The 18,157-nt window shown below is 47.1% G+C and carries 19 protein-coding genes; 11 read left to right on the top strand and 8 right to left on the bottom strand.

From position 1 onward, the window contains the following. The 4 genes from fliG (at window position 1) to ACNI23_RS01455 (ending at window position 4,050) form a co-directional block, all read left to right on the top strand. Window positions 1-1,002: a flagellar motor switch protein FliG gene (fliG, locus tag ACNI23_RS01470; protein WP_015851034.1), complete on the top strand. Its 1,002-nt coding sequence runs from the start codon at window positions 1-3 to the stop codon at window positions 1,000-1,002. Then, a complete protein-coding gene (locus tag ACNI23_RS01465) occupies window positions 989-1,726 on the top strand; it encodes a FliH/SctL family protein (protein WP_420246319.1) in 738 nt (245 codons plus the stop codon). The genes fliG and ACNI23_RS01465 overlap by 14 nt, the downstream gene beginning before the upstream one ends. Before the next feature lie 2 nt (window positions 1,727-1,728). Next, on the top strand, window positions 1,729-3,042 hold the full coding sequence (locus tag ACNI23_RS01460; RefSeq protein WP_420246317.1) for a FliI/YscN family ATPase: 1,314 nt from the start codon (window positions 1,729-1,731) through the stop codon (window positions 3,040-3,042). A gap of 150 nt (window positions 3,043-3,192) precedes the next feature. Further along, window positions 3,193-4,050, top strand: coding sequence for a transporter substrate-binding domain-containing protein (locus ACNI23_RS01455; protein ID WP_420246315.1), 858 nt, complete (start codon window positions 3,193-3,195; stop codon window positions 4,048-4,050). Between the two features lie 5 nt (window positions 4,051-4,055). Here ACNI23_RS01455 and ACNI23_RS01450 read toward each other — a convergent pair whose 3' ends face one another. The 3 genes from ACNI23_RS01450 to ACNI23_RS01440 form a co-directional block, all read right to left on the bottom strand. After that, a complete protein-coding gene (locus tag ACNI23_RS01450) occupies window positions 4,056-5,249 on the bottom strand; it encodes a PP2C family protein-serine/threonine phosphatase (RefSeq protein WP_420246314.1) in 1,194 nt (397 codons plus the stop codon). Window positions 5,250-5,385: 136 nt separating this feature from the next. Continuing rightward, complete coding sequence (locus tag ACNI23_RS01445; RefSeq protein ID WP_420246313.1) at window positions 5,386-5,616, bottom strand: hypothetical protein; 231 nt, start codon at window positions 5,614-5,616, stop codon at window positions 5,386-5,388. Window positions 5,617-6,122: 506 nt separating this feature from the next. After that, window positions 6,123-6,965 carry a ThiF family adenylyltransferase gene (locus tag ACNI23_RS01440; RefSeq protein ID WP_420246311.1) on the bottom strand — a complete coding sequence of 281 codons (843 nt, stop codon included), beginning with the start codon at window positions 6,963-6,965 and terminating at the stop codon, window positions 6,123-6,125. A 111-nt stretch (window positions 6,966-7,076) separates the two neighbouring features. Here ACNI23_RS01440 and cysQ point away from each other — a divergent pair, with 111 nt between their 5' ends. Together cysQ and ACNI23_RS01430 are read left to right on the top strand one after the other, a co-directional pair. Then, on the top strand, window positions 7,077-7,832 hold the full coding sequence (gene cysQ / locus ACNI23_RS01435; protein ID WP_420246310.1) for a 3'(2'),5'-bisphosphate nucleotidase CysQ: 756 nt from the start codon (window positions 7,077-7,079) through the stop codon (window positions 7,830-7,832). 13 nt (window positions 7,833-7,845) lie between these two features. Then, the gene (locus ACNI23_RS01430) at window positions 7,846-8,109 is read left to right on the top strand and encodes a hypothetical protein (RefSeq protein WP_420246309.1); all 264 of its coding nucleotides are present in this window, start codon (window positions 7,846-7,848) and stop codon (window positions 8,107-8,109) included. Window positions 8,110-8,139: 30 nt separating this feature from the next. Here the strand turns inward: ACNI23_RS01430 and ACNI23_RS01425 are convergent, their stop codons facing one another. Then, window positions 8,140-9,624, bottom strand: coding sequence for an ATP-binding cassette domain-containing protein (locus ACNI23_RS01425; protein ID WP_420246307.1), 1,485 nt, complete (start codon window positions 9,622-9,624; stop codon window positions 8,140-8,142). A gap of 201 nt (window positions 9,625-9,825) precedes the next feature. Here ACNI23_RS01425 and ACNI23_RS01420 point away from each other — a divergent pair, with 201 nt between their 5' ends. After that, window positions 9,826-11,313, top strand: coding sequence for a sulfite exporter TauE/SafE family protein (locus ACNI23_RS01420; protein ID WP_420246305.1), 1,488 nt, complete (start codon window positions 9,826-9,828; stop codon window positions 11,311-11,313). Between the two features lie 131 nt (window positions 11,314-11,444). Here ACNI23_RS01420 and ACNI23_RS01415 read toward each other — a convergent pair whose 3' ends face one another. Beyond that, window positions 11,445-11,759, bottom strand: a complete 315-nt coding sequence (locus ACNI23_RS01415) for a hypothetical protein (RefSeq protein ID WP_420246304.1) — start codon at window positions 11,757-11,759, stop codon at window positions 11,445-11,447. Between the two features lie 3 nt (window positions 11,760-11,762). Here ACNI23_RS01415 and ACNI23_RS01410 point away from each other — a divergent pair, with 3 nt between their 5' ends. From ACNI23_RS01410 to ACNI23_RS01395, 4 genes are all read left to right on the top strand, one after another. Further along, on the top strand, window positions 11,763-12,653 hold the full coding sequence (locus ACNI23_RS01410) for a hypothetical protein (protein ID WP_420246302.1): 891 nt from the start codon (window positions 11,763-11,765) through the stop codon (window positions 12,651-12,653). Next, the gene (locus ACNI23_RS01405) at window positions 12,643-13,575 is read left to right on the top strand and encodes a DUF362 domain-containing protein (RefSeq protein ID WP_420246300.1); all 933 of its coding nucleotides are present in this window, start codon (window positions 12,643-12,645) and stop codon (window positions 13,573-13,575) included. Before ACNI23_RS01410 ends, ACNI23_RS01405 begins: the two co-directional genes overlap by 11 nt. A gap of 99 nt (window positions 13,576-13,674) precedes the next feature. Then, window positions 13,675-16,017 (top strand): carbamoyltransferase HypF, encoded by a 2,343-nt coding sequence (hypF, locus tag ACNI23_RS01400; RefSeq protein WP_420246299.1) that lies wholly within the window; start codon window positions 13,675-13,677, stop codon window positions 16,015-16,017. 183 nt (window positions 16,018-16,200) lie between these two features. Beyond that, window positions 16,201-16,596: a hypothetical protein gene (locus ACNI23_RS01395; RefSeq protein WP_420246298.1), complete on the top strand. Its 396-nt coding sequence runs from the start codon at window positions 16,201-16,203 to the stop codon at window positions 16,594-16,596. Window positions 16,597-16,681: 85 nt separating this feature from the next. On the opposite strand, the gene ACNI23_RS01390 is transcribed toward ACNI23_RS01395, so the two are convergent. Genes ACNI23_RS01390 through ACNI23_RS01380 form a run of 3 tightly spaced genes read right to left on the bottom strand, consistent with a single transcriptional unit; the run spans window position 16,682 to window position 18,157 of the window. Next, window positions 16,682-17,110: a response regulator gene (locus ACNI23_RS01390; RefSeq protein ID WP_015851018.1), complete on the bottom strand. Its 429-nt coding sequence runs from the start codon at window positions 17,108-17,110 to the stop codon at window positions 16,682-16,684. 37 nt (window positions 17,111-17,147) lie between these two features. Beyond that, window positions 17,148-17,780, bottom strand: a complete 633-nt coding sequence (locus ACNI23_RS01385) for a sensor histidine kinase (protein ID WP_420246296.1) — start codon at window positions 17,778-17,780, stop codon at window positions 17,148-17,150. 20 nt (window positions 17,781-17,800) lie between these two features. Beyond that, window positions 17,801-18,157, bottom strand: a complete 357-nt coding sequence (locus tag ACNI23_RS01380) for a response regulator transcription factor (RefSeq protein ID WP_420246294.1) — start codon at window positions 18,155-18,157, stop codon at window positions 17,801-17,803.

The raw sequence follows: 18,157 nt of genomic DNA, 5'->3' as shown, positions 1-18,157 counted from the left end.
TTGTCCACGCCGTTCACCGGTAATCAAAAAACAGCGATTGTACTTCTTGCCCTTGGGGACAAGTTTACCGCTGAAACCTTCAAACGCATGAACCGTCAGGAAATCGCCGACGTGTCAAGAGCCATGCTGGAGATGGATTCAGTCCCTAAAGAACAGGTTTTAGAAGTGCTCAAAGAGTTCAATGAAACTCTGGCATATGGAGCTGAACTCCTCATGGGTGGAGCCGATCAGGTCAAAAGACTGCTCAGCAAATCCCTTGACGAGGAAACCGCAAAGTACATTCTGGATAAACTTGACCTTGAAAGCGGACCAGCTCCGTTTCAGGAACTCCAGAACGTCAGCCCCAAGATTCTGGCTCAGATTCTCAGAAACGAGCACCCGCAGACACTGGCCCTCATTATCGGGCATCTGCACCCGGATCAGGCAGCGGACCTCATATCCAACCTGCCCGGCGGCGTAAGAGCCGAAGTGCTTATGAGACTTGCCAAGCTTGAAGCTGTTGCAGAAGAAATGCTCATGGAAGTGGATCGGGTGCTGCAAAGCCAGCTGATCGCCATGGGCGGCAAGGAAGGCAAGAAAGTGGGCGGCGTACCCGCAGTAGCGGAAATCCTCAACGCCGTAGACCGCTCAACCGAAGAGGAAGTTCTTTCAGAAATCGAGGAAGAATCCACCCAGATGGCCGAAGAAATCAGGAACCTCATGTTCGTTTTCGAAGACATCAAGGGACTGGACGACCGCGCGATCCGCGAACTGCTCAAGGAAGTTTCAAACGAAGAACTCACTACCGCACTCAAGGGTGCATCCGACGATTTACAGGAGCTCTTCTTTAAGAACATGTCCGAGCGTGCTTCCAACATGATTCGCGAAGACCTCGAAATCATGGGACCTGTAAAGCTCTCCGATGTGGAAGCTGCACAGCAGAATATTGTTAAGAACATCCGCCGCCTCGAAGACGAAGGCCGGATTATGATCAGCAGAGGTTCAGGAGATGTCTTTGTCTAAAGCTGAAGACGATAAGTTCTACACCGGTAGAGTTATCATGGGTCTTGATTCCAACAACAAGACTCAGGAGATGACTATACAGGAAATGGAAGGCAAGAAGAAGCCGACCTGGAACGAAGACACTGACCGCGAATATTATGAGCGGGTCAAAGCCAAAGCCCAGAACATGGCCAAGGAAATTATTGCCAAGGCCATGGCTGAGGCGGAGCAGATCCGTGCCGATGCTCAGGCCGAAGGTTATGCAGCAGGCCAGCAACAGGCAGCGCAGGAAGCTGAACAGCATTTAATCGGCTTCAGCCAGAATGTCGCCCAGACACTGCAAAACATCCAAGAGCAATCACACAATGTCATGATGGCCCAGTCTGCTGACGCCATATCACTGGTCTTCATGGTCATAGAAAAGACACTGTCAGTAGAAATGGAAACCCGCAGACAGGAAATTCTTGCATCCCTGCTGGATGATGCCCTGAACCGCATCGACTCCATGACCCAACTAGTAATTAAGGTCTCACCGGCCGACAGTGAAATCATCGGCCCCCTGCTGGAACAGGCCCGAACCGAACATCCTGACCTCGCCAAGTGGCGTGTTAAAGCAGATCCTGCAATCGACAACGGCGGTGTAATTGTTGAAGCTACCGACGCTATGATCGAAAACACGATCACATCCCGTTGGGAAGGCGTTCAGGACATTCTCGGACAGCTCACACCCGGAACAGGAGAATAGTTATGGCCGATATGAAAGGCTGCACTCAACTTCTTTCCGCACTGGACCCCTGCCGCAGCTATGGCCGGGTCAGCAAGGTTGTCGGCTTAATTGCAGAAGGTAAAGGAATCAAGGCTCCCTTAGGATCAGTCTGCCAACTCATTCCCGAAGAAGCAGACTCTCCCATCGCTGCCGAAGTAGTCGGATTCCGGGACGGAGCCTGCTTATTCATGCCGTACGGGGAAATGCATGGTATCAGCCCCGGAAGTCTGATTGAGAACTCCAAGACACCACCCAAAGTTCCTGTGGGCATGAGCCTGCTTGGACGAGCTGTGGACGCCTTTGGTGAACCTATTGACGGCAAAGGGCCGATCATTCCCGAATCGTACAATTCTCTTCATCGCGATCCCCCCAACCCGCTGGAACGCCCGCGCATTAATGAACCGCTTGATGTAGGCGTTAAAGCCATCAACGGTCTGCTGACACTGGGTAAGGGGCAGCGTATGGGTATCATGGCCGGCTCCGGTGTCGGTAAATCGACACTGCTCTCCATGATGGCCCGATACACAGTCGCAGACATCAACGTCATCGCCCTGATCGGGGAACGTGGGCGTGAGGTTCTGGAGTTCATTGAACGCGATCTCGGACCGGAAGGACTTGCCCGCTCTGTGCTGGTTATCGCCACTTCGGACAAAAGCCCGCTCATCCGAATGCGTGCGGCTTATACCGCCACCGCCATTGCCGAATATTTCCGTGACTTGAATAAAGACGTGCTCTTGATGATGGATTCAGTCACCCGCTTTGCCATGGCCGGTCGTGAGGTTGGTCTTGCAGCAGGTGAACCGCCAACCCGTGGCGGCTACACACCCTCAGTTTTCGCACAGCTGCCTAAACTTCTGGAACGCGCCGGTAAAAACCCAAATGGCTCCATCACCGGCGTTTACACTGTACTCGTTGACGGCGATGATTTCACCGAACCCATTGCCGATGCTGTACGTTCAATTCTTGACGGACACATAGTGCTTACCCGTGACCTTGCCGACCAAGGGCACTACCCCTGCATCGATGTGCTCAAAAGCGTCAGCCGTGTTCGTGGAGATATTGTACAAGGTGATATTGTTGCCGCCGGACGCAAAGTTCTCGGCCAGCTGGCTACTTTCCGTAAAGTGGAAGACATGGTCAATATCGGTGCTTATCAAAAAGGTGCAAACCCGGAAATTGACACTGCCATCAAAATGGTTCCGGCGATCAATGGATTCCTGCAACAGCTTGTTGAAGACAAGCAGACTATTGAAGAAAGCTTTGCTAAACTAATGGAACTTGCTGCTGCAAGTTAACAAGATTCTACCAGCCGCAGAACATCATTAAGTAAATCTTATTTATGCCAGTCCAGACCTATTGACTTTGTCGTGGATTAAAGTGTCATTTACTGCTAATAATCTATTTTTGAAGTAGCACTACTACCTTAAAAACCGCCTTGGCATAAAATGAACAAATCCATAATACTCTCCACCATTGCCGCTATACTGATGTTACTGCCTGCAATCTCTGCGGCATCATCTACTCCGCTAACCATCACTCACTCCTCAAGCATGCCTCCTCTGGCTTTCATCAACAAAGAGGGGGCACCGGACGGAGTTCTCATTGATTTCTGGAAAGAATGGGCAAAACAAGTAGAAGTAGAAATTAAATTCAAGCTTCAACCATGGAAAGAGGCTGTGCAGGATACGGTCAATGGTAAAGCTGATATTAACGGAGGCATGTTTTATTCAGAAAGTCGCGCAGAAAAAATGCTCTACGGCGACTACCTCTTCCAAATCAAAGGGAGCCTTTTTACTACCCCTGACATCATTGTTGATGATCAAATAGAAGATGGACAAAGCTGTGGAGTAATCAAGGGTGACTACTCAAAAATTTTCATGGAAAAACACTATCCTTATACGCAATTAATGCTTTTCAATTCTGCAGCAGAAATGTTCAATGCAGCTGCGGAAGGAAGGGTTAAAGTCTTTGTTGCCGATTACCCTGTAGCGATCTATCTGCTTAGTGAACTGAGAATAGCTAATTCATTCAAATGTGTTAAGGACTTATACACAAGAAATCTTTACCCCACTGTGGGCAAACATAACTCAGATTTAATCAAAGAAATTAACTTGCACATGGCAGCCATACCTCAAGAAAGAAAAAAAACGATCGTAAATAAATGGCTGGACTTTACACCGGACAGCGAAAACCATCGCAAAACAGCTGCAATAATTGTTTTTTTAGCATTAACAGCAATAATATACATACACCGTAACGAAATACGGACAGCCTTCAAATTCGTCAAAGCCAAATTAGTTTAACAAGATCATCCGGATACAGATCCGGACCAATCTATCGACAGCGCCGTCACATCGTCATCAAAGACAGGGCGAATCCCGGTCTTTTCTTCCAATATATCCTCTATGGATTCAAGATGCAGAGAGTTACTTATCATCAATTCCTCTGCTATTTCCACAAAAGGCTCGAGACTGAAAAAATCATCATTCATACGCCATTCATAACAGCCGTCGGTAAACAAAAACAACCGCAGGGAAGATGTAAATCGACACTCCGAAAGAACGCAGTTTACCGGGAAGAATCCTAAGGGCGGAACATCGGCCACTAAAGGATCATTCATTCTGCCATCCAACATGACCAGCGCGGGACAATGCCCGGCACTCATGTATTTCATCACACCTTTATTAAAATCGATGTCAGCAGCAAACAAGGTCACAAAATAACTGTCTTTACCAATGAGATCGAGAAGATGTTCATTGATTTGGTTCAAACTCTCTGCAAGATCATTATGGTTTGCTCCATCAGCCTTGAAAAGTGTACGCACGATAGCCATAATGAAAGCCGCCTGCGGACCATGCCCTGAGACATCGGCCATTATAACCCGAACCACGCCTTCCTTGAGACCGAAGATATCGTAATAGTCACCGCTTGCACGGCCTGACGGACGATACATACTCTTGATATCAAGACCTTCAATAACGGGGACAACCGTCGGTAGAAGTTTGTCCTGTAAACGGGCGACAAGTTTAACTTCATCATCGATGATATCGTAAGCACGCTGTAAACTCGTGTTTGCCGCCTGCAGCTGACGGTTAAGCATGACTTGCCTGATGGCGACTCCAACCCTTGCCTTGAGTTCAACAACATGGAAAGGCTTCGTCAGATAATCATTAGCCCCGCTATTAAGAGCCCTGGCTTTAATTTCCTGCTCGTCCTGACCGGTAAGAACAATGATTATAACTTCCTGATCATTGATAACATTTCTAATTTTATCAATTACATCAAAGCCATCCATGCCCGGCATAAGCAAATCAAGCAATATTACACTAGGCTTTAATTTCATATACAGGGCAACACACTCAAGCCCATCGGAGGCAGTTTCAACATCATAATCGCCTTCGAGCACTCGGGTCAAAAAATTCCTCATAGTTGCAGAATCATCCACCACCAGTATTTTAGGAATTTCTTCACTCGCCTTTAAATCAAGGGGACTTTTGCTCACCTGAAAACCTCCGCAAACATGACAATCCTAGAATATATTTTGCAGCATCAAAAATAATTAATGCCATTTAATACTTTAAATTCAGAATGAGTTTAGCACAAATCAAACCGATTATGTAGTATAAACAGGCTCATAATCACGAATCGCAAGACTCGCTACTTCCGGCAGATACCTCGGAAAATATCCCCCAACAGATATCAGCCGCATTGGAAGAACTTACCCCCAGCATCTTAGTCAAGTAAGCCAATCCGCATGCATTGATAGCCCTTCCCTCAGCAGCATGGCATTCAATAGACTCGCTTATAAACTCAAGTGCAGCAGAAACGTTATTCATCTCTATTACAACATCTTCTAAATGTTTCTTCATCTACATTTCCTACCTTTGCATTATTTATGTCAAAAAAAACAATAGGCAAAGAAATATATTCAAAAGGCTATTTTGTCCACACAATTGTGTATTTTTTACAATAGATTCGCCTATTTGCATTGCTGAATTCATTTTAATATTTTAAAAAGTTTTACCTACGTAATGTTATAAACAGACGAACAAACACAAACAACATAAACACGATGCAAAAAAGACATAATTAATAAAAAAAAGATCAAAATATCATACAATATAAACACGCAACAAGTGCATAACAGCAAAACATCTATTCTTCAAACCAAAGTATCTTCACATAATACACCTAATATAACCAGACAAGATATAGTCAGACACAAAAATATTACGACACAAATACACATATTCGAAATTCTGAGAATGGAACAATAACCCAAAAAAGCCGAGGCACATTATATTATGCCTCGGCTTCCTAAAAAAAACATCCGGAGAGAATTTAAATCCAAAGAACTAGTGTTCACATAAATTTCTTAAAGAGAGACCGTTTCAAAATACGATTCTGCTAAATCAAACATTAAAGCTTTGCCTGAAAGAGAAGCTTTTTTGCCACTAAGTATCTTTAGAATTTCACCACATTGAACCCCTACAGCAGTAGCAATCGCAGGAACAGGAGTCCCCAACTCTTCCTCAAGACCGTTATTAGAGCCAAAAAAATCTGCTGGAGAAGTGTCTCCTGGAAAAACTGTAGAAACAATTCCAGCCCAACCAGCAACAGATGCCGTCACCAATGGGACCCCCAACTTTGCTGCAGCTTTTTTAAGCTTTCCCCTATACTCAAGTCCTCCCAGACAATCAGCGACAAGGTCTGCACCTCTGATAAAAGACTCAAAATCTTCATCAATAAACTCTGACCGTACATCCAGGAATACAGCAGGGTTCACTTCCCTTATCATCTCAAAAGCAGCCTCGCTTTTCTTGCTATAAAGAGAATTTTCTACAGCAAATCTTTGCCTGTTAAGGTTAGAAGGCTCAAAGCTATCACCATCGCACGCAGTGATGTGCCCTACTCCGGCCCGAGCCAAAGACTCAAGTAAATGCCCCCCAAGACCGCCTATACCAACCATAGCCACCTTTGAAAAAAACAGCTGCCGCTGTTCTTCCGCAGAAAAAGTCATAAGATTGCGAGCGTATCGCTCCGGAACAGCTCCTTTTATAAAAACGGCCCGCTCAACACAATTCATATCCAGCCCGAGATCACGCGAAATCTTCCTAAGCAGAACATGCGGTGCAATAATAACCTTTTCTCCGCAGGCAAAACACTTTTCCATGAACTGCCCGTCAAGCATTTCTGAAACTTTGACATCTATCTTCATAATTCCCCCTGTAACATTCGAAGATAAACTTCACACACTGACAAGTCAAAATCAACTAAACACGCTCTTACAATAGATGACACTTTGATAAAGCTTTGATACTGCTTACCCATGGAAGGAATAATTAAGAATCTGTCCTGTATTGCACGTGAAGCCGGATCTGCCATCATGGATGTCCGTAGCAATGGTTTTGACGTGAAAAACAAGGATGACAAATCCCCGGTTACTGCGGCTGATATTGCCTCCAATGAAGTCATTTCCAAGCGTCTGGCTGCCTTGTATCCCGAAATTCCCATATTATCCGAAGAGGGAGCTAAAATCCCCTATGAAGAAAGAAAACAATGGGATTATTTTTTTCTCGTAGATCCATTGGACGGAACTAAAGAATTTATCAAGGATAATGGCGAGTTCTGCGTATGCATAGCTCTAATGCGCAAAACCCGCCCTATTCTCGGGGTTATCTATGCGCCAACACAAGACGCACTTTATACAGGAAGCACAGAAACCGGGGCACAGGTCAGCAGAAACGGAGAACCGCCTGTGACCATCACCACCCGTCCTCCAGCTGAAAACGAAGGACTCATAGTGGTCGGAAGCAGGTCTCACCCTGCACCGGAACTTGCGGAATATCTGGAAACACTCAACGTAAAAAAAATGACCCCGGCAGGAAGTGCCATCAAATTCTGCCTTGTTGCGGAAGGCAAAGCTCACCTCTATCCCCGTTTTAATCCTACCATGGAATGGGATACAGGTGCCGGACAAGCCATTGTTGAGGCTGCGGGCGGTTCTATGCTTGGACTGGATGGAAAGGAATTCCCTTACAACAAAGAAAGTTTGAGAAATGCAGGCTTCATTGTCAAAGCCTGATGAAGGATAAAACATGAAATATATCGTACTGACCGGATTACTGCTCTTAGGAGGCTGCACCTCGTGGCAGAATCCCACCCTTGATCTTTCCGTAAACAGAAGCGAACGCTTTACCGCAGACCGAGCTGAGTGTCTGAAAAGATCGCAAAAAGCTAGCAACTCCGCTCCGGACAACGACCTTCCACAAAGAACTTACACGCAGGATCAGGATCTTTACACTAAGGAAGTAAAAGCCTTCCAGCGCTGTATGAATGCCAAAGGCTGGGTCAAAAAATAAAGAAGGGGATGTTAAACATCCCCTTCTTTCTTAGTCGCGTAATTTGCAATAATCTTCTTTAGTTCCCCGGAAGGCGACCTTGCCTCCATCAATTTCAAGAACATGTGAGATTGAAGGAATCAGTTCTTCACGATGGTGTGTAACGTAAACCATGGCGACACCGGCCTTGGCCAGTAATTCCAACAATTGATAAATCTCATGGCGAGATTCTTCATCAACTCCGGCCAGCGGCTCATCAAGCAACAAAACATCCGGTCCGGAAATCAGTGCACGGGCAATAAACGCCTTGCGCAGTTGCCCGTAAGAGACCTGTTCCATGGGCCGATTCGCTAGTTCTTCAATACCGAAGAAGCGTAACCACTCCCATGTCTTCTCACGCATTTCATCCGAAATTTCGTCCAGAATTCCCGCAGAAGCAAAGAACCCGGAAATAACTACATCAAAAATCGGGATCGGCTTACCCACAGCTTCACCGAATGAGGCCTGCATGGAAGCGGAAACCATGCCCATACGTCCACGAACAGAACGCAAATTATCGCCTCTTTCGGGCAGACGTTTCATTTCATCTTCAGCGGCATAGGCTGCAGCATCTCCGTAAAGCAAACGCAGAAGAGTGGACTTCCCGGCACCGTTACGACCCAAAACAGCCCAGCTTTGACCGCCGGTCATTTCCCAATCAATATTATTCAGCACTGTCTTCCCGAGAAAAACCACACTTGCATCGGAAAGTTTGAATAAAGTCCGTCCCGGCTCAATGCTGTTCACTTCGGGCGGAGTCCGCTTCAGTTCCCGGGGGCTTGCACAGGAAACCTCACGTCCCTCTCCGTCCCGACAGTGGTCAATCTTACCGTCACGGATATACAAAGTTTTATTGACGCAGGAAGGCAATTCTTCCTTACGGTGAGCGGAACAAATAATAGTTGTTCCGTTGGCAGCGGCAATATCAATTGCCCGAATCAACTGCTCACGGGACTGCTGGTCAATGCCCTCAAGAAATTCGTCCAGAATAAGTATTTCCGGTTCAGCCATCAGTGCACGGGCAATGAGAATCTTGCGCCCCTCACCTCGGGACATTTTAACCATGCTGCGCTTGGCAAGGTCCAGCATCCCCAGCGATTCCATATAATCACGGACCCGCACGTACTCTTCATCATCTGCAAGACGATATAAAAACGGAGTATTATCCTTACCGGCCAAAACGACTTCTTCCCCGGTCACGTCCCAAGCCAGTTTCTCAAAAATATCCTGATGCTCCGGGGAAATCATACGGTAACGCTCAAGGGGTTCCAGCGGGCTGTGGACAACCTCGCCCTCAACGCAGAATTCCCGGCTGGTATCATCATCCGGCCAGACTTCACCGGCCAAAATCATCATCAATGTAGTTTTACCTGCACCGTTAGGCCCGAGTACTGCCCAATGCTCACCGGAACGGATATCCCAATCGATACCCTGCAACACCGGTCCACGATCCAGTGTAAGTGAAAGATCGTTCATGGAAACCAATTTACCGCTCATGCCAACCCCGCTTCGCCTTATACTTAAGCTTTTAAAATATAAACCAATATTTATGATCAGGGCTAAACTTCTACTACTTAAAAATAACAAGTGCAAGTTGTGCTCATGATTACAGACGAGAAGAAAAGACAGATGGTTGATATATTTCCCAATTCTTTTTATATGTAAATAAAATCATTAATCAATCAGGCAGGGAATCACATGAAGAAACCTTCCGGCCGAGACATTTTCCTACTCATCAGCGCAGCATTTCTCCTGCTCTGCCCTCTGCTGTTGCACGCAGCAGACATCAAAATTCCAGCCTACATTGGACGAGCCAACAACCCATACATTCTGCCGGACGCTGACGGTCCGGGATTTTTCCAGTGCACAGCCATCGGCCTTGTTACCGGAATGCTCAGCGCGGTGATCGGCGCAGGCGGCGGGCTGCTGGTTGTTCCGGCACTGATGACCGCAGGAGTAAGCGGAATATATGCTGTCGGATCAGAGATGTTCCGACTTTTTATCTTCAGCACCATCCAAAGCCTGCGCATGGGTATCAACCGCCGAATCAAGTACACACTGGCCTTGATTATGACTGTCGGCACAGTACTTGGGGGACTCGCTGGTTACATAGTATGCAAAAAAATATTCATTGCCGACCCTGCCGGCAATGATGTCTTCATCTCATCCATGATCGCTCTCTGGCTTATCGTATACTCTTTCATTATTATCCCGGATTTCCGTGAAGCTGCACAAAAATATGCTCTTGAACTCCTACGCAAGGAGCAGGAAAAGGATCAAGAACAACAGGCAATAAACACACAAGCTGAAGCCCCGGCAGAACAGACCAAGAGTGAAGAAAAAGGAAAGGATAAGGAAGGGCAACCCAAAGCAGGAAAGGACGAGCAAGCCCAACCACAAGAGGAAAAAAGGCCGGAGCCGGGACCTGCCCCCGAACCAGAACCTCAATTCGAAGATGAATTATACCCGGACGAAGAACCTTGGGAAATTGCCCGCAGCATGCGGAGTATGAAACTACCGCCATACATAAAATTTCCTTCGACCATAAAAGATAAAGAAGATGACCTACTGGAACCTGCCGAAATGCGCCGCGGAGGAGAAGAACCTGATCTGGACAAGGCAGAAGAAGAGGACAAAGCAGAAAGCATCCCCATTCTGCCGATCTTTTTTCTAACAGTAGTCGGCGGTTTTTTCATGGCTATGACCGGATCAGGCGGGGTAATCCTGACCTTTACCGTTATGACCAAAGGCTTTGCCTGCGTAGCCGCACTTGTAGCCGGGACAGATCTGGCAAGGCTGGCCCTTTCAGCCGGAGGATTATCCATGACAACCTATGGTCTGAATGGATTCATCAATATATACTGCATAACAGGGCTCGTATTCGGCACCATAACCGGCCTGCATATAGGAAGCAAAAGTCTTAAAAACATCCTGCCCTACCGGGTCAAAGGGTTGGTTGCCCTGCTGGTAGTATCAGTAATCATCAACCGCATACTGGCTATCCCTGCCCTGTTGCGCAAAGCAGGAGCATCCATCGATGCGGGACTGGTCTCAACCTTTAACTCGAGTGGATCATACATCCTACTCATCGGAGCCGGGATTTTCGGGGGCTGGATGCTCTTCGCCTTTCTGAGCGGAGTATATAAAGATTTACAACAGGTTGAGGAAGAGGGGGAAAAGAAATGACCTATTCTATTAAAACCCTCATTATCGCGGCCATGCTTTTCATTTCCAGCATGCTTATAGTCGGAGCTATGCATCTACCTTTCTTTAAGGGTGCTGACGGATTTGAGGCAATGGAATCCACCTTCAACTCTTTACGCAAAGGCATAAAACCTCCTTTCAAAATAATTGAAGCTGAAAACAAACAATTTCTCGGCAAAAATTTCAACACAACACTTGTCTTCAGGGACAACGATGAAGCCCGTATTGCGACAATGATGTTCCTGCGCAATAAGCTGACCGTTACTCCAAAAGGCCGCAAGGTCAACATTCAGGGTGACCTCGGATACACCCTCAAATTTTTCATGGACGATATCCACCTGCTCTACTTCAACAGGTTCGATGCCCTGGAACGTAGATATTCCATGCCTGCAATTCAGGCCATGTACTACCTGAACCGGATACTGCAAAAAATGTCCGGTGCTATGGCTTCCCAAAAGCAAGAGAAGCCGGAAATGCTTATCAATAAAATCCGTCAAAAACTGCTCATTCCTGCCTATAACCTGCGAGAGGCACTACCGGTCAGCCAAACGTCAGGCTTTGCATATCTCGCATTAGGAACATTAGGAATACTTCTATTTGCAGTTCTCTGGGATATGTCCAATTTCTTGTTTTTTGGTACCCTAGCTTCTGAAGATTTTATGAAAAGCATACGGATCAAACTTGGCCGTGAATTATCGGATGCTCAGAAGAAAGACCTTGCCGCAAAGAAAAAAAGAACAGCAAAGGCTAAGGCCGCAAAGAAGAAAAAAGGAGATCAGGGGCACAAAATTAAAAGCACGCGAACCAACAAAGAAGCACTGCAGAAGAAACCTGAACCGAAAGTCAAACAAGAGACCACCGCCACAGCCGAGAAAAAAACTGTGGTAAAGGAAAAATCCGCCCCGGTCCAAGCAACGAAACCCCGCCCTAAAAAGGCAGCGGTACCATCAGGAGAGCAACAGGCCAAGAAAGTGATTAAAAAGAAAACTGCAGGGCAAAAACCAACAGCAAAAGCAACTCCGGCTGAGCCCGGGAAGAAGAAAACAATAAAATCTGCAGAACAAAACAAGCGTCCGATCCAAAAGGACGCCAGCGGCAACCCTGTCAAAAAATCTGCCCCCGCCAAAAAAGTAAAAGAGGCCACTTCACAAAACAAAGGCAAAAAAGTAACTACTCAGCAGGGGAGAAAAAAAGCTACAACCAAGCCCAAACCGGAACCGGGCCAGAAACAAATGAAGAAGCCTGTTGCCCAACCGTCAGCAGCAAAACCGGAAAAAGCTAAACGCGTGGCGAAAAAAGAGATAAAACCCGATGAGCAGTAACAATCCGAAAGTCCCCGTCGCCTTTTTTCGTATCCTTGAATATGAATCCACATTTCTGGATACGGCAGTCGCCATGACCGTGGAGGAATGCGGGCTTAAGGTTCACCCCGGCACCAAGGTGCTGGTTAAACCCAATCTGGTTTCCTCCAAGAACCCTCTGGCCTGTACTCATCCTAACGTGATTCTTTCCCTGTGCCGTTACCTGAAGGATTGCGGAGCACAGATCACAGTTGCGGACTCTCCGGGATACGGTAGTGCTGCTCAGGTTTCCAAGGCCATCGGCATGACTGACGGCTTGAAAAAGATGGGGCTGAAGCCCAAAAGCCTCGGCCGCCCTACCGCGCTCAAACTTTCCTTCGGTGAAACCATCGGCATATCCCGTGATGCCCTTGAATCGGACATGATCATCAACGTTCCTAAGCTGAAGGCCCACGGTCAATTTGTAGTAACCGGGGCAGTGAAAAACCTTTTCGGCACTGTGGTAGGTTTCCGCAAGGCGTATGCTCATACCCGTTTTGGTGAAACCCCCGGACTGATGGAAAAGATGATCATTGAAGTGGTCCAATCCATGCCTTTGGCCTTCAATTTAATGGACGCCATTTATCCCATGCATGAAACCGGACCGATCAGTGGCAAGCCATACTCCATGAGTTTGCTGGCAGGATCGACAAATCCCTATGCCCTTGATACCGCCATATACATGCTGCTTGGCTTAAGCCCCAAAAAGATTCTGATCTGGCGGGAAACCACACGCCAGAAAATATACGGTTACGACCCGGACCATATTGAATATGTAATCGAACCACCCGATGACTTTGACACCACTGACTTTAAAGTCCCTGAGCAACTGAGTCCTATGGAATTTGAACCCGTCCGCTTTGTAAAAGGACGTATCAAATCCTTCTTAAGCAGATTCGGTTGATTTAACCGCCGACCTCCTTACAGGGCCTAGATAATTTTATTATGGTTAACAACCTGTGCTGACAGATTGCAAAATTATTAACAAAGTGATTTTCATACGATGACCGACAACAGAATTTCCCGAAGACTGCTCACTGTCACCGGACAGGTGCAGGGCGTTGGTTTCAGGCCCTTTGTTTACAAGACCGCCCTCAAGCATGATCTTTCCGGCACTGTGCTGAACAGCCCGGAAGGTGTGCTCATAGAATTGCAGGGAAGTGAAGATGCGCTCAATGGCTTTGACCAAAGCTTTAAGGACGACCTGCCAAGACTGGCCCGTATAGTTTCGCTGGAAAAGAAGAATCTTGAAGTTGTCGCAGGTGAGGAACAATTCTGCATTCTGGCCTCAACAGCCGGGGAAGGCCATTGCGTATTGATCAGCCCGGATGTGGCGACCTGCCCGGACTGTTTTGCGGATATGAATGATCCGCAGAATCGCCGCTACGAATACCCTTTCACCAACTGCACCAATTGCGGGCCGCGCTACACAATTACCAAATCGATTCCATACGACCGTCCGGTGACTTCCATGGCCTGCTTTGAACTCTGCGATGACTGCCGCATTGAGTATGAAAACCCGCTGGATCGCCGCTTCCATGCCCAGCCCAATGCCTGCGCTGATTGCGGTCCGAAGATCTGGTTGACCGATAACGAAGGCAATGATCTTGCCGGACCGGACACAGCTCTCCGCGAACTGGCAAAGCTGCTTGCAGACGGAAAAGTTGCCGGGGTGAAAGGCCTCGGCGGATTTCATCTTGTATGTGACGCATCCAATCCAAATGCAGTCCGCACTTTGCGCGAGCGTAAAAACCGACCGGACAAACCACTGGCTGTTATGGTTCGTGATGTTGATGAAGCACGCAAACTAGCAGACCTCACCGACAACGACATTGAGCTTCTGGAAGGTTTGCAGCGCCCCATCGTTCTGGCACCCAAAGGCGACAATTATTCACTTGCTCCTGAAATAGCACCGGACACAGACTTCATCGGTTTAATGGTGCCTTACACCCCGTTGCATCAGGTACTGCTCAAACATTTCTCATCCATGAATGATTCTGGCCTTCCGTCAGCGCTGGTCATGACTTCAGGGAACATGAGTTCCGCCCCTATCTGTATCGGGAACCGCGAAGCCCTGAAACGACTCTCTCATATCGTAGACGTATTCCTCTTTCATAACCGCGACATCCTTATTCGGGTAGATGACTCTGTAGCCCGTTCTGTGCCCGAATTTAACGGTGAATCCGAATCACGCACAGTCTTCATGCGCAGAGCAAGAGGCTACACTCCCTCCCCTGTTTTCCTTGCGCAGGACGGCCCCTGCGTTCTGGGAACCGGACCGGAACTCAAGAACACCCTTTGTTTGACCAAAGGTGATCAGGCTTTCAGCAGCCAGCATATAGGGGATATGCAAAACCTTGAGACTGCCAATTTCTGGAAAGAAATTCGGATGCACCTGCAATCCATCCTTAAGGTCAAACCGGAACTTATAGTCCACGACTTACACCCCGATTATCTGACCACAGGATTTGCTGAAGAAATTTCACAGACAGAAGGTCTCGAAACAACAACACTGCAGCACCATTACGCCCATATCCACTCTGTGCTTGCCGAGAACAAGCATCAAGGCCCTGCGCTGGGACTGGCCCTAGACGGAACCGGACTGGGCGAAGACCGCACCATCTGGGGCGGTGAATGTCTGCTTGTGGATAACGAAAAGTTGGAACACAAACGATTGGCCCGTTTTAGCCACCTGCGCCTCCCCGGTGGAGAAGCAGCCGTACGCGAACCTTGGCGCATTGCCCGTGCAGCAGCACAGGACCTCGGCCTTACTCCGGGCCTGATTGCAATACCGGATCAATTTAAAGGCGGCCTGAAAATGTTTGATCAGGTGCTTGAAAGGAATATCAACTGCCCGCCGACCAGCAGTTGCGGACGCCTTTTTGACGCAGTCTCAGCCATGCTAGGACTCTGCCCGGCCATATCATACGAAGGACAGGCGGCAATTATCCTCGAGAAAGTTCAGGATATGAATGAACAAGGAGTATACGACTGCCCGCTCGATCAAACTGCCGACCCATACGAGATTCGAACTGGAGAACTTTTCAAGCAGTCTTTTAGGGATTTTCAAAACGGTATATCTCCCGCAATAATCAGCCGCCGTTTCCATCGAGGCCTGATAGTGGGACTCGCTGATTGCGCTGAGCAGATTGCCGACCAAACCGGAATCAAAACTATAGGCTTAAGCGGCGGGGTCATGCAAAATCTGACCATAGCCGTAGAACTTCCGGAAGAACTCTTAAAACGAGGTCTCTCGCCACTGGTTCACCGCTATCTGCCACCCAACGACGGGTGTATTTCCCTTGGTCAGGCAGTATATGGACAGCTGCTGCTCAACAGGCGCTAGCCGGCTAACTATTGTCTTTAAATAATCTTTACTATTGTCCTTCAATAATTGTTTTACAATAGTAGGAAAAGCTACTGATTTAATGAGAAAAAAAGCCTCCGCATTCAACCGAATACAGGGTGTTTGGCTGACTAGGGTATGCGTTATTTTAGCGTGGTTGCGCCAGACATTTTAGAGGTCAAAATGATTATTAAAATATTCAGACGATTCTTTTGGACAATACTAAGTCTTTTGTTGTGTGCGTATGTTGTAGGTCAGCTTGAAGATTTATGGATATATAATATTTTAATTCTCGTTATCTTGGTTGGTTTTTTTGCTGATTATTTTTTCTTTGTCGCAAGAATTATTGGCCCTGAAAAATTAAACTCTTCACGTAAAGTCCGCATTCAAGCTTTACGGGATAAGTTTAAAACATCTTTTACCTTATTCTTAAATTTTCACTTTAGCTGCCCTAAACAAAACTGGTACGACAAACTCATCTGGCCTATGGGCTTAGGTATTTTTTTAGTTGTTCTCTTAGTTTATATTGATGCCAATTTCACAATACCACCTGCCATTCGCAACATTTTATTTGGATAATCCTTAGAAGACACTGATTTAACGCAAAAAACGCCTCCATCGCACCCGACGGAGGCGTTTTCTTACAAGCTATGATCGGCTATCCCTACCAGCCCTTGTGGCTCAGAATATCCTTAACTTTCTCCTCGGTTTTTTCTTCCACGAGGATCATCTTCTTAGCCTGTGCTTTCTTTATCTTGTCGGTCAGCACGTTGATATCGGCGGGCTTTTCAACAAAATCCATGGCGCCGAGTTTCATAGCCTCGATGCCTTTCTCTACGGTTGCGTGACCGCTGAGCAGGATAACCTGCATTTCAGGTCTGGACTTTCTGATGTGCTTAAGAGCTTCGATACCATCGATTCCGGGCATCTGGAGATCAAGCACAATTGCATCGAAAGTTTCAGAGTCAACCTTGTCGAGAGCTTCCTGAGGATTTGTACATGCGGTTACATTCATACCGCGCAGTTCCATACGTTCAGCCAAACCTTCAACAAATTCCTTTTCGTCATCAACCAGAAGTACTTTTTCTGCCATCTTTTTCTCTCCACCTGCATGAAGCAGTTTAAAGTAATTAAAAATTAAGAGTTAATATATTGTCCTGCGAGACATATGCGGGTTCGGCGCCCGCTTTAACGGATATTGATTCAAGATCGGCCAGCTGTTCATCAGAAATTGCTTCACTCAATCCTGAAATTGCGACAGTATTCACGCCGCCTGCGGAGCTTACCTCTATGCCGAGTTCTCCATCCCTGCCGGCACTATCCATGGAATACTCAAGAGCTTTGGCCATGAGCATCTGGATGGTAAACGGGTCGCCCTTACCGTTGACCTGTTCGCCTTCCTTAAGAATTACCGTGACACACTTGCGCGAGGCGATGCGGGTCAACAGAGAAATTACCAGTCCAGTGAGTTCGCGGAAATCAACATCGCATACCGGAAGGTCCACACTATGTGCAAACCGATTCATGTTTTTGATGATTCCGTCACCTCTCTTGACCTGACCCTGAATTTTCTCAGCCAACTTAATCAGCCGTTGTGGATCAAGTTCCATGCCCTGCGCAGCCATGAGTGAAAAATCATGCAACAGGCCGGCATCTTCATTGATGATTGCCAGAACATTTTTGAGGTCATGGGAAATAGCCGCGCTGATCTGCCCGAAAAAGCAGAGTCCGTCACGGTCTTTCTGCTGTGCTGATGCTCCCATGCGATACTCCTTGTGGAAGTTTATTTGGATCCAAGAGCCAGATTAATCTTTTCCACCAGCTCTTCAATCTTAACGGGTTTGACCAGATAACACTCTGCTTCGGCCGCTCCCGCCTTGTAATCATCTTCCGAACCGTGGCCCGAAAGAAAAATATATTTCATGCCTGAACGAATCTTGTTCAGCTCAGCCCGTAGCTCCAACCCGCTCATACGAGGCATTTTCACATCCAGAACAGCGAGCGCATACTCATTCGTTTTTACCTTTTCTATCGCCTCAGCCCCAGAACAGGCCCAATCGGCATCAAATCCGCGAAAGGAAAGTCTTTCTGCCAACGCTGAAACCAGTTCTGATTCATCATCAACCAATAAAATTTTCAT

The organism is Maridesulfovibrio pacificus (SeqCode) (genome assembly GCF_048612815.1).
Classification (GTDB): domain Bacteria; phylum Desulfobacterota; class Desulfovibrionia; order Desulfovibrionales; family Desulfovibrionaceae; genus Maridesulfovibrio; species Maridesulfovibrio pacificus.
This window is presented reverse-complemented; position numbering and strand designations above follow the sequence as displayed.

What these genes read in the sequence shown, in the direction of transcription:
- ACNI23_RS01380 (WP_420246294.1), bottom strand. Translation starts at nt 18,157, where the DNA reads ATGAAAATTTTATTGGTTGATGATGAATCAGAACTGGTTTCAGCGTTG.
- cysQ (WP_420246310.1), top strand. Translation starts at nt 7,077, where the DNA reads ATGGAAGGAATAATTAAGAATCTGTCCTGTATTGCACGTGAAGCCGGA.
- hypF (WP_420246299.1), top strand. Translation starts at nt 13,675, where the DNA reads ATGACCGACAACAGAATTTCCCGAAGACTGCTCACTGTCACCGGACAG.
- ACNI23_RS01395 (WP_420246298.1), top strand. Translation starts at nt 16,201, where the DNA reads ATGATTATTAAAATATTCAGACGATTCTTTTGGACAATACTAAGTCTT.
- ACNI23_RS01460 (WP_420246317.1), top strand. Translation starts at nt 1,729, where the DNA reads ATGGCCGATATGAAAGGCTGCACTCAACTTCTTTCCGCACTGGACCCC.
- ACNI23_RS01465 (WP_420246319.1), top strand. Translation starts at nt 989, where the DNA reads ATGTCTTTGTCTAAAGCTGAAGACGATAAGTTCTACACCGGTAGAGTT.
- ACNI23_RS01405 (WP_420246300.1), top strand. Translation starts at nt 12,643, where the DNA reads ATGAGCAGTAACAATCCGAAAGTCCCCGTCGCCTTTTTTCGTATCCTT.
- ACNI23_RS01445 (WP_420246313.1), bottom strand. Translation starts at nt 5,616, where the DNA reads ATGAAGAAACATTTAGAAGATGTTGTAATAGAGATGAATAACGTTTCT.
- ACNI23_RS01440 (WP_420246311.1), bottom strand. Translation starts at nt 6,965, where the DNA reads ATGAAGATAGATGTCAAAGTTTCAGAAATGCTTGACGGGCAGTTCATG.
- ACNI23_RS01385 (WP_420246296.1), bottom strand. Translation starts at nt 17,780, where the DNA reads ATGGGAGCATCAGCACAGCAGAAAGACCGTGACGGACTCTGCTTTTTC.
- ACNI23_RS01390 (WP_015851018.1), bottom strand. Translation starts at nt 17,110, where the DNA reads ATGGCAGAAAAAGTACTTCTGGTTGATGACGAAAAGGAATTTGTTGAA.
- ACNI23_RS01430 (WP_420246309.1), top strand. Translation starts at nt 7,846, where the DNA reads ATGAAATATATCGTACTGACCGGATTACTGCTCTTAGGAGGCTGCACC.
- ACNI23_RS01420 (WP_420246305.1), top strand. Translation starts at nt 9,826, where the DNA reads ATGAAGAAACCTTCCGGCCGAGACATTTTCCTACTCATCAGCGCAGCA.
- ACNI23_RS01410 (WP_420246302.1), top strand. Translation starts at nt 11,763, where the DNA reads ATGTCCGGTGCTATGGCTTCCCAAAAGCAAGAGAAGCCGGAAATGCTT.
- ACNI23_RS01425 (WP_420246307.1), bottom strand. Translation starts at nt 9,624, where the DNA reads ATGAGCGGTAAATTGGTTTCCATGAACGATCTTTCACTTACACTGGAT.
- ACNI23_RS01455 (WP_420246315.1), top strand. Translation starts at nt 3,193, where the DNA reads ATGAACAAATCCATAATACTCTCCACCATTGCCGCTATACTGATGTTA.